This window comes from Stieleria neptunia (genome assembly GCF_007754155.1).
Taxonomy (GTDB): Bacteria; Planctomycetota; Planctomycetia; order Pirellulales; family Pirellulaceae; genus Stieleria; species Stieleria neptunia.
Genome location: NZ_CP037423.1, coordinates 2114998 through 2130170, shown reverse-complemented (window position 1 = coordinate 2130170; position 15173 = coordinate 2114998). Strand labels below are relative to the sequence as shown.

General features: G+C 62.1%; 14 protein-coding genes. 10 read left to right on the top strand and 4 right to left on the bottom strand.

Features of this window, described 5'->3' with window-relative positions:
* Positions 1 to 133 precede the first annotated feature (133 nt).
* From Enr13x_RS07365 to Enr13x_RS07355, 3 genes are all read right to left on the bottom strand, one after another.
* Entirely contained in the window at positions 134 to 1231 is a 1098-nt protein-coding gene (locus tag Enr13x_RS07365; RefSeq protein WP_145385403.1) for an ABC transporter ATP-binding protein, read from the bottom strand.
* Entirely contained in the window at positions 1228 to 3651 is a 2424-nt protein-coding gene (locus Enr13x_RS07360) for a hypothetical protein (protein ID WP_145385402.1), read from the bottom strand. Before Enr13x_RS07360 ends, Enr13x_RS07365 begins: the two co-directional genes overlap by 4 nt.
* A gap of 248 nt (positions 3652 to 3899) precedes the next feature.
* Positions 3900 to 4397, bottom strand: coding sequence for a hypothetical protein (locus Enr13x_RS07355; protein ID WP_145385401.1), 498 nt, complete (start codon positions 4395 to 4397; stop codon positions 3900 to 3902).
* A gap of 266 nt (positions 4398 to 4663) precedes the next feature.
* Between Enr13x_RS07355 and aroF the strand changes: the two genes are divergently transcribed.
* The 8 genes from aroF to Enr13x_RS07315 all read left to right on the top strand — a co-directional run bounded on the left by aroF (position 4664) and on the right by Enr13x_RS07315 (position 11885).
* Positions 4664 to 5701 (top strand): 3-deoxy-7-phosphoheptulonate synthase, encoded by a 1038-nt coding sequence (gene aroF / locus Enr13x_RS07350; RefSeq protein ID WP_145385400.1) that lies wholly within the window; start codon positions 4664 to 4666, stop codon positions 5699 to 5701.
* Positions 5698 to 6453, top strand: a complete 756-nt coding sequence (tpiA, locus tag Enr13x_RS07345; RefSeq protein ID WP_145385399.1) for a triose-phosphate isomerase — start codon at positions 5698 to 5700, stop codon at positions 6451 to 6453. The genes aroF and tpiA overlap by 4 nt, the downstream gene beginning before the upstream one ends.
* Before the next feature lie 45 nt (positions 6454 to 6498).
* Positions 6499 to 7095, top strand: coding sequence for a preprotein translocase subunit SecG (gene secG, locus Enr13x_RS07340; protein WP_145385398.1), 597 nt, complete (start codon positions 6499 to 6501; stop codon positions 7093 to 7095).
* A gap of 194 nt (positions 7096 to 7289) precedes the next feature.
* A complete protein-coding gene (locus tag Enr13x_RS07335; RefSeq protein WP_145385397.1) occupies positions 7290 to 8255 on the top strand; it encodes a YicC/YloC family endoribonuclease in 966 nt (321 codons plus the stop codon).
* 22 nt (positions 8256 to 8277) lie between these two features.
* The gene (gene gmk, locus Enr13x_RS07330; RefSeq protein ID WP_145385396.1) at positions 8278 to 8880 is read left to right on the top strand and encodes a guanylate kinase; all 603 of its coding nucleotides are present in this window, start codon (positions 8278 to 8280) and stop codon (positions 8878 to 8880) included.
* Positions 8865 to 9143, top strand: a complete 279-nt coding sequence (locus tag Enr13x_RS07325) for a DNA-directed RNA polymerase subunit omega (protein WP_095741410.1) — start codon at positions 8865 to 8867, stop codon at positions 9141 to 9143. Before gmk ends, Enr13x_RS07325 begins: the two co-directional genes overlap by 16 nt.
* A 474-nt stretch (positions 9144 to 9617) precedes the next feature.
* A complete protein-coding gene (locus Enr13x_RS07320; RefSeq protein WP_145385395.1) occupies positions 9618 to 10169 on the top strand; it encodes a flavoprotein in 552 nt (183 codons plus the stop codon).
* Positions 10170 to 10241: 72 nt separating this feature from the next.
* Positions 10242 to 11885 carry a putative manganese-dependent inorganic diphosphatase gene (locus tag Enr13x_RS07315; RefSeq protein ID WP_145385394.1) on the top strand — a complete coding sequence of 548 codons (1644 nt, stop codon included), beginning with the start codon at positions 10242 to 10244 and terminating at the stop codon, positions 11883 to 11885.
* A 7-nt stretch (positions 11886 to 11892) separates the two neighbouring features.
* Here the strand turns inward: Enr13x_RS07315 and Enr13x_RS07310 are convergent, their stop codons facing one another.
* Positions 11893 to 13455 carry a BBP7 family outer membrane beta-barrel protein gene (locus Enr13x_RS07310; RefSeq protein ID WP_145385393.1) on the bottom strand — a complete coding sequence of 521 codons (1563 nt, stop codon included), beginning with the start codon at positions 13453 to 13455 and terminating at the stop codon, positions 11893 to 11895.
* A 214-nt stretch (positions 13456 to 13669) separates the two neighbouring features.
* Between Enr13x_RS07310 and Enr13x_RS07305 the strand changes: the two genes are divergently transcribed.
* Both Enr13x_RS07305 and Enr13x_RS07300 read left to right on the top strand, forming a co-directional pair.
* A complete protein-coding gene (locus Enr13x_RS07305; protein WP_145385392.1) occupies positions 13670 to 14062 on the top strand; it encodes a heavy-metal-associated domain-containing protein in 393 nt (130 codons plus the stop codon).
* A complete protein-coding gene (locus Enr13x_RS07300; RefSeq protein WP_231744144.1) occupies positions 14062 to 14874 on the top strand; it encodes a sirohydrochlorin chelatase in 813 nt (270 codons plus the stop codon). Before Enr13x_RS07305 ends, Enr13x_RS07300 begins: the two co-directional genes overlap by 1 nt.
* Positions 14875 to 15173 lie beyond the last annotated feature (299 nt).

Below are 15173 nucleotides of genomic sequence, written 5' to 3'. Positions count from 1 at the left end.
GCAAATCTCAAATCTCAAATCTCAAATCTCAAATCTCAAATCTCAAATCTCAAATCTCAAATCTCAAATCTCAAATCTCAAGACTCAAGACTCAAGACTCAAGACTCAAGACTCAAGACTCAAGACTCAAACCTCACTGAACCAACCCCTCGGTGACTTGCAAGAACAGGTCTTCCAAACTTTTCTTATGGGCGGTGACTTCGGCGACTTGAAATCCTTGCGTGACAAAGTGCGTCACGATGGCGGCCTGGTCCTCCGGTTTTCCGCTAAAGCCGAAGCGAACGAATTGGCCGTCCAGGATCACGTTGTCGATCGCGATGTGGTCATCCAGACGCGACAACGACTCGGTGATTTCGCCGTGGCGATTCAGGATTCGGAGCGTCAGCTCGGATTGGTTTTGCGTCTCGCTTTGGATCTGGTCGACGCTGCCGGTCGCCAGCAGTTTGCCCTGTTCGATGATCCCCACCGCGTCGCACATTTCGGCCAGTTCGGTCAGGATGTGGCTGCTGATCAGGATCGTTTTGCCGCGGTCGGCCAGTTCACGAATCATCCGCCGCAGCTCGATGCGGGCCCGCGGGTCCAGCCCCGCGGCGGGCTCGTCCAGAATCATCACGGCGGGGTCATGCACGAGTGCGCGGCCGAGGCACAGACGCTGTTTCATCCCCTTGCTCAAGCCGCGAATCGGTTTGGTGGCCATGCCGCCGGTGCCGGTAAAATCCAGCACCCACTGCAGCCGCTGGGTCCGCTGACGCCCCACCAAACCGTAAGCCCGGGCGAAAAAATCCAGATACTCGCGGCAGTTCACATCGCGATAGGTGCCGAAGGCGTCGGGCATGAACCCCAATCGCTTGCGCACCAGTTCGGGATCGTTGACGACGGAGAATCCGTCGACGAAGGCGTCGCCGTAGCTGGGCAAATCCAGCGTCGCCAGGATCCGCATCGAGGTCGTTTTGCCGGCGCCGTTGGGGCCGATGAAGCCGAACACCTGGCCGCGACCGACGCTAAAGGTGACGTCGTTGACCGCCCGGGTGTCGCCGAAGAAACGATGCAGTCGACGCAGCTCGATGCACTCGGCCCCATCCGTGTGAACACCGACGCGTTGGCCGACGGTCGTCTCGGCACCCCCGCGCGGTGTCCCCGATTCGCCGACTGTCGGTTCGCCGACTGTCGATTCGCCGGCCGGGCCGGCTGCGGCGCCGCGGTCGTCGGGCCCCTGGTCGGTGAAACTCATGGCAACGTCCCCAGCACATAGCGGACGCTGGCGACCTGCTCGGCATCCGCGATGGCAACGACGTCCGGGCTGGGCGATGCGATGCCGACGAACATCCCCGGCGGCAATTCCCCACGCACGAAGAGGGTGTCGTTGAGCCAGTGTTCGAACACGCCGTCGGTCACGACCAGCCCGTTGCGGCTGACCTCTTTGTTGACAAAGAGCACCAGATCGCGGATCCGCCGGGTGCCTTGCGACCGTCCCGACTGGGAGACCGCGCCGATCGGCCGATGCCGGGTGTAGAGGCTTCCCAACAACTTCGACGCGTCTTGGGTCTTGGGGATCCAGTCGGCCGAAGCGGTTTCGCCGGCGCCGATTCTGGCGGCGGACCAATAGCGACCGTCGGGCGAACAAACGACCAGATCGCGGAGTTCAAACGGCAGCGAGCTGGACAGTTCAATCGATTGGGCATTGGGGACTTGGCCGGAGGAGTCGAACGGCCGGAGTCCATTGATCGAGAGAGTCCCCACGCCGCGGCGGATTTGATGGGTGACGAACTGGGTCTGGGTGCGCGACGGCAAAAACGCGGCGTCCAGCCGCTGGTCAGCGGCGCCGACGTCGGTGTGCAAACGCACCTCGCCGACTTCGCTGCGCAGATCCCGCCACATCTGCCGGCCGCCATTGGGATAGGCCATCACTTCGGCGTCGTCGGCGAATCGCAATCCCGCGCGGGGACTGATCCCCGAAAACAGGGTCGACCGGGTCCGTTCGATCGCATCGCCGCTGGCCCCGTCGATCCAAGTCAATTGCCGCACACGAACGGTGGTTCCGAACCCGTCGGACACGATGCTGTAAGCGAACATCGCGGCAGTCGTGACCAACGCCAGCGCCGGCGCGATCAGAAACATCAGATGGGACCGATGGCCTCGCGTCGTCCAGCGATAGGCGACCGGCCCGACCAGCAACACGAACAGGGTCAAAATTCCCATGAACGTGTAGACCGGTGGTTCGGCGACGCCCGGAATCAACCACCGCCGGCTACGAAAGTCGCCCATCATCGGATCGACGCCGCGAGCGAGCATCGGCGAACACCGATACCCGACCAACGTTTCCAGCAGATCGAAGGCCAGCAGCGAATCGATCGACTCGGCCGGGACCCCCACCACCTGACCACCGCCGACGGACCGTCGATAGCCTTGCTTCCAATCCGAATCAAACGCTCCGATCCGCGCTTCCATCGCTTCGATCCATTTCTCGGTCGCGGCAAGCTGTGTCTCGGAAAAGCGTTCACGCGTGCTCGGTCCCAAGACCACCATCACATCGCTTCCGACGATCGAATCACTTTCGCCCATCAAATTGCTATCGCCCATCAAATTGCTATCGCCCACGGGAAGGGAAAGCACACGTGGAGCGACCGGCAGCGGAGTGTTCTGCGATCGCCCGGACACCGGGGACAGCGCCTCTCGAAATCGCTTCAACGAATCGTCCATCGTCGAGACGGTCGAAGTGATCAGCGCGGCGAACCCTTCGTCCTCTGCCTTTTGCTGCAGCAGCTTCAGCCGCAGCGACCGAGCCAATTGGGTCGCATCGGGGGCTTGCAGCACGACTAACGTCCCACCCATCAAGACCCAGTCGCGGATCGCTTCGATCGCTTGACGCTCCGCCGTCGCCGTTGCACCGGCTTGCCCCGCCGTCGGCGCGTCGAGTCGGTCAACCTGTCGAAGTCGGTCACCCTGAATCACGATGCAATCGATGTCACGCAACCGACGCCAATCCGACGGCAGCCGCTGCAGCGACACGGTTTGCATCGACGGACTTCGCCCGGAAATCACCGACCGCCCCGGCGGATCGAACGGGATCGCGTCGGCCGGTTTGGCGATCGGCTTGGCAACCGTGTCGACCAAGACAAAATTGCAAATCAGTTCGTTGGACAGCACGGTCTCGGGGGACTGGACCGCGTAGCCGGGAAAGGGGCTGCCGACTTCGGCGGTGTAGGGTTTCAGCGGCGCCCCGTCCTCGATGATTTCGATGCGATAGGAGTTGCCGATCGTCCACTTCGGGCACGATCGTGACAGCACGACCTGGGTTTGCCCCTGCGGAAAGGTCAGCGGAAACTCCGTCGCGATCGCACGGTCGGCAGGCAGATGGCGATCGATCGGTGTCAACCGGATCGTCAACTCTCGATTCGCCGTCAGCGGCCCCAGCGTCGACGTCAGCGTGGCGTCCACACCGAGATAACCGACGCCCATCAGATTGCTCACTTCAATCGTCGCTGTGAACCCGCTGCCGCCGGCGAACCCACTGCCGCCGGCGGTCGGGTTGGCCGCGTAGGGGAGCACCACTTGATGCGTGGACAGGGGGCCTGGAACGCTGAACTGGGCCGTGGCGGAGGTCGCCAACGCGGCGGCGAGGCCCAGGGCCAGCACTACAGCCCGCACCACGGCGACGAACGCTGTGAAGCAATTTCCCCCTGTGTTGCGAGAGGTTTTAGCGGCAGGGCGCGAGCCCTCCGGTTCTTCCTCTCTGCCAACACACCGGAGGGCTTGCGCCCTGCCGCTAAAAAATGCTTCACAGCGTCGACCGGCGACCGGCTGGCACCGGGGGTGCGGCACGTGCATTCGCCGAACGCCTGTCAGCAGCGGAACGGACGGGGCCTGGATCAGAACGATTCGGGAGGGCCTCGCGGGGGTCAATTCGATGGCTCCCGCGGTGCGAAAATCTGCGGCGGCAGCTGATCGTCGGCAAACGGGCTGGCGGCGTCGGCATCGTCGGGGGTTCCGAACGGATAGAGCAGCAAGAACCAGCCGATGATTTGAAAATTGATCAACCAGATCGTTTCCTGCAACAAGGACAACACGCCCAGCGGGATTCCCAGCAATCGGGACAGGGCCAGCGCGATGCCGACGGCCAGGGCCGTGCCCCCCGCCACTCGCGGCAGAAACGAGACCGCCCAAGAGAGCAGGAAGATCAACGCCGAACAAACGAACATGCAGAGGGCAAAGAACAGGCCGACGGCCGCCGCCGTGGCGTAGGGGCCTCCCTGGTCGGCGGCGTACACGACGGCAATCGCGACCGCCGAAAGCGCGGTCAGCACCAACAACGACTGAAACGAAATTCGCGGCAGTAAGCGACTGCGAAGCACCGGCTCGGTAGCCGAAACACGTCCGCGGAGTAATTGCTGGTCCATCGCAACCGGTATGAAGAGAAGACGAGGGCGGCTCATGAGCCCCTAATGGCATCATTCTAGCAAATTCAAGGCCACTGTAGACCGCCACGTGGCAGGAAATCGCCACCGGAATTCGGGCCCGGGGGGCCAAATCGCTGGAAAACGGCCCGCCCTTTGCCCGCGGCGATCCTTTGCCCTCGACGAACCGCACTGCCGATCGCTAAACTCTCCCGCTTCGTTCCCCTTTCCCGGCCCGATCTCCCGATTTTCATTCGAAGCCATTCACCGTGATTCTGATTCTCAAGGGCGGAGTGACCGACGAACAAGTCGACCACGTCATCGAGCGTGTCGAAGCGATGGGTTTGAAAGCGCACCTGTCGCGGGGCACGTTTCGGACGATCATCGGCATCATCGGCGATGAATCCAAGATCGTGGTGGAATCGGTACGTTCCATCCCGGGGGTCGCACAAGTCGTCCCGGTGCTCCCGCCTTATAAATTGGCGTCCCGGGAGGCCCACCCCGAATCCAGCGTGATCGATGTCAGTGGCGTCAAGATCGGCGGCGGAAACATCGGCATGATCGCCGGCCCGTGCAGCGTCGAAGAAGAAGACCGCATGCACCGGATCGCCGAACAGGTCGCCAAGGCCGGTGCAAACATTTTCCGCGGCGGCGCCTACAAGCCGCGGACCAGCCCCTACGCGTTTCAGGGACTCGGCGAAGCCGGACTGAAACGACTCCGCGACGTCGGCGACGCCCATGGGATGCCGGTCGTGACCGAAGTGACCGATCCGCGGTTGGTCGAATTGGTGTCCGAATACGCCGACATGCTGCAGGTCGGGGCCCGAAACATGCAGAATTTCGCGCTGCTCAATGAAGTCGGCGCGTCGCAGCGACCGGTGTTGCTCAAACGCGGCATGTCCGCCACCGTGACCGACTTGCTGATGTGTGCCGAATACATTTTGTCCAAAGGCAATCCCAACGTGGTGCTGTGCGAGCGCGGCGTGAAAGGATTTGACCCGGCGACGCGGAACCTGTTCGACGTCGCCGCCGTTCCGCTGGTCCAGCAACTCAGCCACCTGCCGATCATCGTCGACCCCTCGCACGCCACGGGGAAACCGGAATTGATCCCCGCCTGTGCCATGGCCGGTTTGGCCGCCGGTGCCGACGGGGTCCACATCGAAGTGCACGATTGCCCGGAAGTCGCCAAGAGTGACGGCCCGCAAGCGTTGCTGCCCGAACAATATGCCGAATTAGCGAGCCAACTGAAGTCGCTCGCCGCCCTCCTTGGAAAGACCCTTTCACCCTTGCCGGAGAAGACAGCGTGAGCCGCCGAACGATTATCGCCGGAAACTGGAAAATGAACACACGCGCCGCAGGCGGCGCGCAACTGGCCCAAGGCATCGCCGATGCCGTCGGGGAAAACCCGACGGTCGAAGTCGTTGTCTGCCCGCCGTCGGTCTACCTGAGCCGAGTCGGTGACGTGCTGGCCGGATCCGCCGTCAGCCTGGGGGCACAGAACCTGTATCCCGCCCAAGACGGTGCCTTCACGGGCGAAGTCAACGCCGCCATGTTGTGCGATAGCGGCTGCCGCTACGTCATCCTGGGACACAGCGAACGGCGCGCCATTCTGGGCGAGACCGATGCCCAGATCAGCGAAAAGCTGGCCGCCGCGCTGGCAGGCAACCTGGTCCCGATCGTCTGCGTCGGCGAAACGCTCGAAGACCGCGAAAGCGGCAACACCGAAGCAGTCGTCGAAACGCAACTCCGCGGCTCGCTGGAAGGGCTCGATGAAGCCCGCGCCTCGGGCGTCGTGATCGCCTACGAACCCGTCTGGGCCATCGGCACCGGCAAAACGGCATCGCCCGAACAAGCCGAAGAAGTGCATGCGTTCATCCGCAAGCTGCTCGGCGAACTGTTCACCGAGGACGTCGCACAACAGATGAGAATTCAGTACGGCGGCAGCGTCAAACCGGATAATGCCAAGGAATTGCTCGGCCAACCGAATATTGACGGCGCCCTCGTCGGCGGTGCCAGTCTAAAAGTGGATGACTTCGTCGCCATCATCAATGCCGGCTGATCCAAGCAGCCCCCCTACCGTCCAGAGACAGACAACGGATTCGCAATGACCACGCTTACCAATCAGACCTTGATCCTGGGTTCACTCGGCAGCGCCGCACTGGGCTGGCTGATGTTCATCCTCTCGGTGTTTTTAATCCTGCTGATCCTTGTCCAGCGCGGCAAGGGTGGCGGATTGACCGGCGCCCTGGGCGGCCCCGGCGGTCAAAGTGCCTTCGGCAGCAAAGCCGGCGACACGTTCACCCTGATCACCGCCGTTTCGGCGGTCATCTGGGGCTTGGTCTGTGCCATCGCGATGTACTCCCTGGGCGTCCCGCCGCTGACCGCCGACGACGCCGACTACACGGTCGACGACACCCCCGCACTGAAATCATCCGCCGATGAAACCACCGGAACCACCGGCAGTAGTGGTCTGAGCGGTCTGAGCGGATTGCTGTCCGACGAGCCGGCGGAATCCGATGAAGATGCCGCAGCGGATGGAGATGCCGCAGCGGACAGCGAAAGCGAACCGGCGACCGGAACGCCCACGATGGAATTGACACCGGCCGAAACCGCCACCGCAGAAGAGAGCACCGAAGAGACGCCGGACGAAACACCAGCGGACGAAACCCCAGCGGAGACGTCTGAGGCAACGCCCGAGTAGTCGCCGCGCCGACACAGCGATCGGGCAACACCTGCGTCCCTGTCCCGCAAAGGCCCGTCCCGCCCAGGCCGTCCCGCAAGGGCGGCGCGACGCAACGAGGGCGGCCGCCTTGCAGGTTTCTTGCGAACGCGGAAGGCCTCCATTTCTTCTCCCCCGGCATCGAATTACATGCCACTGATCCACATTGACGCCGCATGACACAAGCCACCTCGACCCTCGCGCCCGCCTGCGGCATCCGCAGCATGACCGGCCAGGGAAGGGCCGCGGGAAAGACGGACATCGGGACCGTCACGGTCGAGTTGCGGACGGTCAACAACCGTGGATTCAAGTGTTCGGTGCGGACCCCGGATTCACTCTCGGGCAGCGAAGCGCTGATCGAATCGGTGGTCCGAGAACACTTGCACCGCGGCTCGATCAACCTGTCGATCAACCTGGAGCACCAGCAAGGCCAAACGCCGGTGCAGATCAACGACACCGTGCTGGCCGGCTACATTCGCCAGTGCAAATCGGCGATGGAGCAGTCCGGGGTGGACGCCGATGCGAATGTTTCGCTCGACGTCGCCGCCTTGATGAACCTGCCCGGGGTCCAGACCGGAGCGCGGCCGAAGGGCGATGATGCCGAAAAAGTATTCCAGCAAGCCCGGCGGGTCGTCATCGCGGCGCTGGAAAACCTGATCGAGATGCGCGAGCAAGAAGGCGCGCACATGGCCGAAACACTACTCGGCGATTGCGAGACGATCGCGGCGCACGTGCGAGCGATCGAGACGCTGGCCCCCCAGGCGGCGGAAAGTTATCGGGTCCGGCTGGAAGCGAAAGTCCAGCGGGTGTTGGCCCAATACGATGCCGAGGTCAATCCGGTCGATCTGCTTCGCGAAGTCCAGGTGTATGCCGACAAGGCGGACGTCAGCGAGGAAATCACCCGCCTGGACAGTCATTTGAAACTTTTCCAGGCCGTGTTACGGGGGGAGAGCCCCGACGGCGACAAGCAATCCGGGCGCGACGAACCGGTGGGCCGAAAACTGGATTTCATCATCCAGGAGATGTTCCGCGAAACCAACACGATCGGTTCTAAATCCGCCCACGCCGAGGTTTCGGCGATCGTGGTCGAAATCAAATGTGCGATCGAGCGGATGCGCGAACTGGTCCAAAACCTGGAGTAGCCCTGTGGGCGGAGCATGAACGATGGCTGAACCAACCTCTCCACGTCTGATCATCATTTCCGGGCCCAGCGGCGCCGGAAAGTCGACGGTGACGCGACGATTGCTGTCCGATTGCGACCTGCCCTTGCGTTTGAGCGTCTCGGCGACCACCCGGGCTCCGCGCCCTGGCGAACGAGACGGAACCGAATATCATTTCCTGTCACAGCAACGTTTCCGAGAACTTCGCGATCAAGACGCCTTTCTTGAATGCAAAGAGGTGTTCGGCAAGGGACACTGGTACGGGACGCTACGCAGTGAAGTCGCCGACGGGCTCGCCGCGGGAAATTGGATCATCCTGGAAATCGACGTTCAGGGCGCGATTGAGGTGATGGAGCATCTGGAGACCGATCCCATTTCGTTGTTCATCCACCCCGGCGGCATGGACGAATTGGAACGTCGTCTCCGCGACCGGGGGACCGAAACCGAAGCCGCGATTCAGAGCCGTTTGGAGACGGCCGCGGGTGAGATGCGGTTCGTGCATCGCTACCAATACGAAATCATTAACGGCTCGGTCGACGCGGCCGTCGCCCAAGTCTGCCAAATCCTCAGAGACCATCAGGAGAAACACACATGCTCGAAGAACTAAAAGACGAAGAGACCGTCAACAAGGTCGGCGGTCGATTCAAGTTGAGCACTTTGATTCAAAAGCGGCTCGTCCAGTTGAACCAGGGCAGCCGCGCGCTGGTCAACGTCGACACGCATGACAAAATGTCGATCGTGCTGCAGGAAATCATGCAGGACAAGATCGTACTGAACATGGAAAACGAAGTCGAGCAAGTCCAAGAGATGGACTTGGATGCGACGATCGCCGCCGCCGAGTCCCCCGACCTGGACGCCGCGGACCTGTAGCACGTGGATCGGCGCCGATCCAGGTTCCGAAGGTGTTAGCGGAACGGCGCGATCGGGCTGTCGATTGAGTCGGGATCTGCTGCGTTAATGGTGAGCCGCTGGCCGTCAGGCCTCGGGCGGGCGTCGCAGTGCCCGGCCGCTTACGCGTCGCGGCTCACAAAACCGACAGCCCGCGAGCCGTCCGGTCGCGATTCAAAAACAAGTACCGCGGAAAAGGGGTCAGGTACAAAAATGCGAAGCACCCTGCGGGCCATTTGGTTTTTGGTACCTGACCCCTTTTCCGCTCGACGATTCAAAAACACCGTGAAAGACCGGAGGGCTTGCGCCCTACCGCTGACAAATGTTTTGCAGGACAAGCCTCGACGATCGAGAAACGACGTCGCACAACCCCATCCGCTGACCGCCCCCACTGGATCAACGGGCCGTCAAGCATTTCGTCCGGTACGTGTCTCTCGCCTTTATTAAATCTGTGCCATGCCGGACCCCGTTGATTCCAAGCGAATTCTGCTGGCCGTCGGTGGCGGGATCGCCGCCTATAAAGCCGCCATGCTGTGCAGCCGGCTGGCCCAAGCCGGCCACCGGGTACAGACGGCGATGACCCGTTCGGCGACCGAGTTTCTGGGGCCACCCACCTTGGCGGCCCTGTCCGGTCGGCCGGTCGGCCTGGACAGCTTTCACGTCAACCATCCGCTCGGGTCACACATCGAACTGGCCCTCGACGTGGACCTGATGATCGTGGCGCCGGCGACCGCCAATTTGATCGCAAAATTTTCCAACGGCATTGCCGACGATCTGGTCAGCACGCTGTACCTGCAAAACACCGCTCCGGTCCTGGTTGCGCCGGCGATGAGCGATCCGATGTGGAACAAACCGTCGGTCGCCCGCAACGTGGCCCAATTGGCTGCCGACGGCTGCCTGCTGATCGGCCCCGACTCGGGATGGCTATCGTGTCGCGTCAAAGGGGTCGGTCGGATGAGCGACCCCGAGGCGATTTTCCGGCGAGCGGCGGAAATCTTGGCCGCATAGGATCGACGTTGAAAGCGATTGCGATGACAATGCCTGCCGGTCCCGATCACCGTTCTCTTCCAATCGCGTCTCATGCCTTTATTCGTTTTTGGTCATCGTAACCCCGACACCGATGCGATCTGTGCGGCAATCGCCTACGCGGATTTCTTGCGACGAACGACGCGTCCCGACGCGATCGCGGCAAGCTGCGGACCGCCCAACCAGCGGACCGAATATGCGTTAAAGATCGCCAAGCTTTCGGCGCCGCGGATCATGATGGACGTGCACGCCTTGGTCGAGGACGTCTGCCAGACCGATGTCACGCTGGCCCATCGCGACGAAGTGTTTTATGACGTCTATCGCCGGATGGACGAGCGCGGATTGCGGAGCATTCCGGTGGTCGAACCGGACGGCAAACTGTCGGGAATCGTCTCGCTGTTGGATATCTTGGAACTGGTGCTCAACAGCGGCGTCGATCCGCTCAAGGCGCGTCAGGTGCGCACCAACCTCAGCAAGATCGCTTCGGTGCTCGGCGGGACGTTCCTGCACGCGGTCAACCCGGACGTCGACGAAGATTTGATCGTCAGCGTGGGGGCGATGAGCGCCGGCGGGTTCACCGACCACATCAAGCAATTCCCCGCCGAAAAATTGCTGGTCGTCAGCGGCGATCGCCCGACCGTGCAGTTGCCGGCCCTCGAACTCGGCGTCCGCGCGTTGATCGTGACGGGAGGCTATCAATTGTCCGATGGGCTGATGCAACTGGCCAAGGCGCGGGGGATCACCGTCTTGGTCAGCCCGTTCGATACCGCCACGACAACGATGCGAATCAAGTCGGCACAGTTGATCGGCGATGTGGTCGAAGAGGAGTTCGTCTCGCTCCCCGCACGGATGCCCGTCACCGAGGCCCGCGAAAAGATCTTTCGTTCGCCGCAGGCCGTGTTCCCCGTCTTGGAGGACGGGCAATTGGTCGGCGTGCTCAGCAAGAGCGACTTGGTCAACCCGCCCAAAACCGAACTGGTGCTGGTCGACCACAACGAACTGGGCCAAGCCGTCCCCGGCGCCGACGAGGCGAGAATCATCGAGGTGCTGGACCATCACCGCTTGGGCGGATCGCTTAAATCGACCGAGCCGATTCGATTGACGATGGAGCCGGTCGGATCGACCTGCACCCTGGTTGCGAAAATGTATCGCCAGGCCCACATGGATCCCGAGTCGGGCATTGCGATTTGCATGGCGTCCGGGATGATCAGTGACACGCTTTACTTGCGTTCGCCGACGACCACCAACACCGACCGCGAGATGTTGCAATGGCTGCAGCAGTTTTGCCCGATGCCGTTGGAATCGTTCGCCGAAGAATTTTTCCAAGTCGGCTCGGCCCTCCGCACCTGCTCGCCCGGCCAAGTCGTCCGAGAGGACTGCAAGCACTTCGAAGAGTCCGGGCACGCGTTCTCCATTTCGCAAATCGAAGAGATCGGTTTCGATTTGTTCTGGGAACGCAAAGACGAATTGTTCGGCGCGCTGGAGAGCATGGCCCAGGAGCAAAAGCTCGACTTCAGCGCCCTGTTGGTCACCGACATCGTCAGCAACGGCAGCCTGTTGATGATGAGCAGTGAACCGAAAGGTTGGGAGGACATCAACTATCCCGAACTCGAAGACCGCCTCTACCAACTCGACGGCGTCGTCAGCCGCAAAAAACAATTGCTGCCCCTGATCAGCAGTCTGATGGAATCGATGTGATGGAGCCTCAGAAGTTCAATTCACCGCCCAGATGCAGACCGTGGGCCAGATAGTCCGATTGGACCCACAACACGCGTGGCCGCAGCGCACCGGCCAGCGGATCCGTTCCCGGCGGTACCAGCCCAGGGTTCAAGTCCCGGTCGATTTGCTCGGACGCACGAATCACGTTGGGCAGATAGAGCACCGAGTAGCCGATGTTTGCATGCAGCCGATCGGTCAAACGGATTCCCAATCGGACGCCTAACTCGGGGACCAGTGCGAACTCATCGCGAGACCGCGTGCCACTGTTGGTGTGCTGCGCCAACAGTCCGGCGTCGTAAGTTGCACTCGTCCCCTGATCTTCGATGGTGGTGCTGCCGGCAACCCGCAGCGTTTGTTCGGTGTTGCCGAGGGCGACGCGCATGGACGTTTCCAACCAGGCTCGTTGAAGCAGCATACGATGCACGATGCCCAGTTGAAGTCCGTTGAATTGATTGGTCGTTTGAAATTGATCCGATGAGGCAAACATTCGCGGGTCATTACTGAGTTCGCGACGTCGGTTTTCAACGATCGACAGCGAATCGCGAAGACGAATGTTGCGGTAACCGATGATCCAATCGGTACGGTCACGCAGTCCACATTGCTGGCAACAGGCGCCGTGCGTGGGGCAAAGCGAGACGCGTCCGTCGATCAAGAACGATCGCAGGTTGGACTCGGTCCTGACGCCAACGTCGCCGCTGACCAACCCCGGATAGGCGATCAGCTCAGCGGCCTCGCCACCTTGGGTGACGTCGAAGTACGGCCGTCCCAGGATCACCGCGCCGTCACTGGATCCGTTGTAGCCGTCATCGAATTCAGACAATTGGAAGTACTCGGTTTCGATCGCGAAGTTTCGTTCCGGTGAAATCCAAAGGCCGCCGCCGATCAAGAATCCGCCGGTCGAACCGTCGTTGAGCGTCTTGCCGCCGAATGCAACCGAGGTGCCGGCTTGACCGAGCGTGGCGGCGATGTCTTGGCCGGTGCCGTCGGGACTGGTCGTGACCAGGGGCGGGGCGTCCATTCCCGACACATCCCAAAGCAGAGACTCGGCGCGAAGGAAAAGCCGCGAGTCGATGCGGTTTTGAAAGCCTGGCAGCAGCGGATCCCATTGACGCAGGCTGTTGTCAATCGGTCCGCCCTGGAAGAGCGGCCCGTTCAGCAGTGGCCCGTTCAGCAGCGGCGCATTCAACTGGGCGGCGGCCGGAGACACCGCCTGGGCAACGGTCGTCGGGCCGATGGCATACGGATCGGAGCCGCCAGGCGACCGACTGTCCACCGCCGGACGACCGGCAAAAAGACCACCGGCGGCCGGTAAAACCGCCGAAGAGGGGCTTCCCACGGCGGGTGCGACCATTTGGTACGGATCGGATGAAGGGGCCCCGATCAGGCTGCCGCCCAGGTTCGGATCGAACGTCGTCCCCGATGGCTGGGCGTGACTAAAATCAGCAAAAAACAGGGCTCCGGCCAGCACGCACAGCTGGAAAAGTCGCCCTGCGGTCCCTTCACCGCCGGCTAGACTGGTTTGCCGCCGACCGGAAATGGCTCTCGACACGTGAAGCAACGGGCTGGTCTCCGAGCGAAAAAGGGTAGAAAATCGCCTGCGTCGCAGGATTTCAATCAAGTTCTCGGTGGCGGATGCCGACCGCGAATGGAAATTGCGATAATTGACCGATTCACGTCAAGATGAAACGATAAAGGCGTTGGCCCAGCTTCGGTTCATCCTGCCCTCCAGCGCATGCTCCCTCCCATTGAAAAGGACCCTTCCCATGCGATCTCTCGCTTACGGCGCCGCGATTCTAGCCGCTGCCGGAATCATGTACTTGATCACCATGTCGCCGACCGAGCCCGCGGCCGACGCGGTCCCATCGCCGGCGACCCCGGAGGCGGTCACGATCGCGCCCGATACGGAAGTCAAAACGGCATCCCTGACGATGACCGTCCCGGAAATGCATTGCCCGTTCGCGTGTTACCCCAGCGTCAAAAAGAACCTGGAGAAACGGTCGGACGTGCTGACCGTGGAACTCGCTCCGCAAAAGGAAGAAGGCATCATCGATAACCCCCAAGTCATCGTGACCTACAAAGACGGATTTGACGCCGACCAAGCGATCGCCCAACTGGAAGCCGCCGGGTTCACGGGTTCCACCGTCGCCACGAACTAGTGGGCGGCAAAACCGCGGCAACGCCGCTTCGCGACGCAGACTTGCCGAGCGACGCGGTTCTATTGGTCGGCCACGGGACCCGCGACCCCGCGGGGACCGAGGAGTTCTTTCAACTCGCGTCGATCTTGGCCGAGCGGCTCGCACCGCTGCCGGTGGAAGGTTGCCTGTTGGAGTTTCAACAGCCCACGATCCCCGCAGCCTGGCGAGCGTTGGTCCGACGCGGCGCGAAACAGATTCGCGTCGCACCGCTGTTGTTGTTTGCCGCCGGGCACGCCCGGAGCGACATTCCCGATGCGGTCGCCGCGTGCGCCGCAGAGACTCCGGGCGTCCGCTACAGCCAGTCCGGTCCCCTGTCACGCGCCCCGACCATCATCGCCTTGCTGTCCAGCCGGATCGAGCAAGCGGCGGATCGGGAAGCGATCCAGATCGACGAATCGGTCGCGCTGCTGATGGTCGGGCGGGGCAGTTACGACCCCTGTGCGAAAGCCGACATGCGGGTGCTGGGCGAAATCGTCGCCCGGCGCTGCGGGATGCCCCACCACGCGGTCGGTTTTTACGCGATGGCCGAGCCCAAGCTTCCCGACGTCCTGGACGAGGTTGCAGGCCGTGCCGGGATCCGAACCGTGATCGTTCAGCCGCATTTACTGTTCCAGGGCCGTTTGTACGACGCGATCGGCAATCAAGTCGCCGAGGCCTCGACGCGTCACCCACAGGTCCGATTCATCGTGGCCGACTACTTGGGTCCGACGGCGGAAGTCGCCGAGGCGTTGGTCCGCCGCGGGTTTGCCCAGACGCCTCAATCGGTGACGTGAGGGGATTTGAGCAGCGTTCTCCTGGCAGGCATTGGTGTCGACACAAGTCGCAGGAGTTGAAGTCACCCTCCCTCTGGGAGGGTCGCGGAGGAGTTTACGACGACGCGGGGAGGGTCTTTGTGGCTCGGAATCGCTCAGCGACGACCGCTCAACCCTCCCCTCGCTGCGCTCGACCCTCCCTGCCAGGGAGGGTGACTCTTGAGCGGCTTGTTGACTGAGTGAGCCGACGGCGCTAGCCGCGGGCCCAGTGGTGACAACATTGCCCTTCGAGGTCCGTGGCTAGCGCCATCGGCTCACTA

Bases quoted from the DNA above. Each gene is read 5' to 3' on its own strand.
- Enr13x_RS07365 (WP_145385403.1), bottom strand. From the start codon at position 1,231: ATGAGTTTCACCGACCAGGGGCCCGACGACCGCGGCGCCGCAGCCGGC.
- Enr13x_RS07355 (WP_145385401.1), bottom strand. From the start codon at position 4,397: ATGGACCAGCAATTACTCCGCGGACGTGTTTCGGCTACCGAGCCGGTG.
- secG (WP_145385398.1), top strand. From the start codon at position 6,499: ATGACCACGCTTACCAATCAGACCTTGATCCTGGGTTCACTCGGCAGC.
- Enr13x_RS07335 (WP_145385397.1), top strand. From the start codon at position 7,290: ATGACACAAGCCACCTCGACCCTCGCGCCCGCCTGCGGCATCCGCAGC.
- gmk (WP_145385396.1), top strand. From the start codon at position 8,278: ATGGCTGAACCAACCTCTCCACGTCTGATCATCATTTCCGGGCCCAGC.
- Enr13x_RS07325 (WP_095741410.1), top strand. From the start codon at position 8,865: ATGCTCGAAGAACTAAAAGACGAAGAGACCGTCAACAAGGTCGGCGGT.
- Enr13x_RS07320 (WP_145385395.1), top strand. From the start codon at position 9,618: ATGCCGGACCCCGTTGATTCCAAGCGAATTCTGCTGGCCGTCGGTGGC.
- Enr13x_RS07315 (WP_145385394.1), top strand. From the start codon at position 10,242: ATGCCTTTATTCGTTTTTGGTCATCGTAACCCCGACACCGATGCGATC.
- Enr13x_RS07305 (WP_145385392.1), top strand. From the start codon at position 13,670: ATGCGATCTCTCGCTTACGGCGCCGCGATTCTAGCCGCTGCCGGAATC.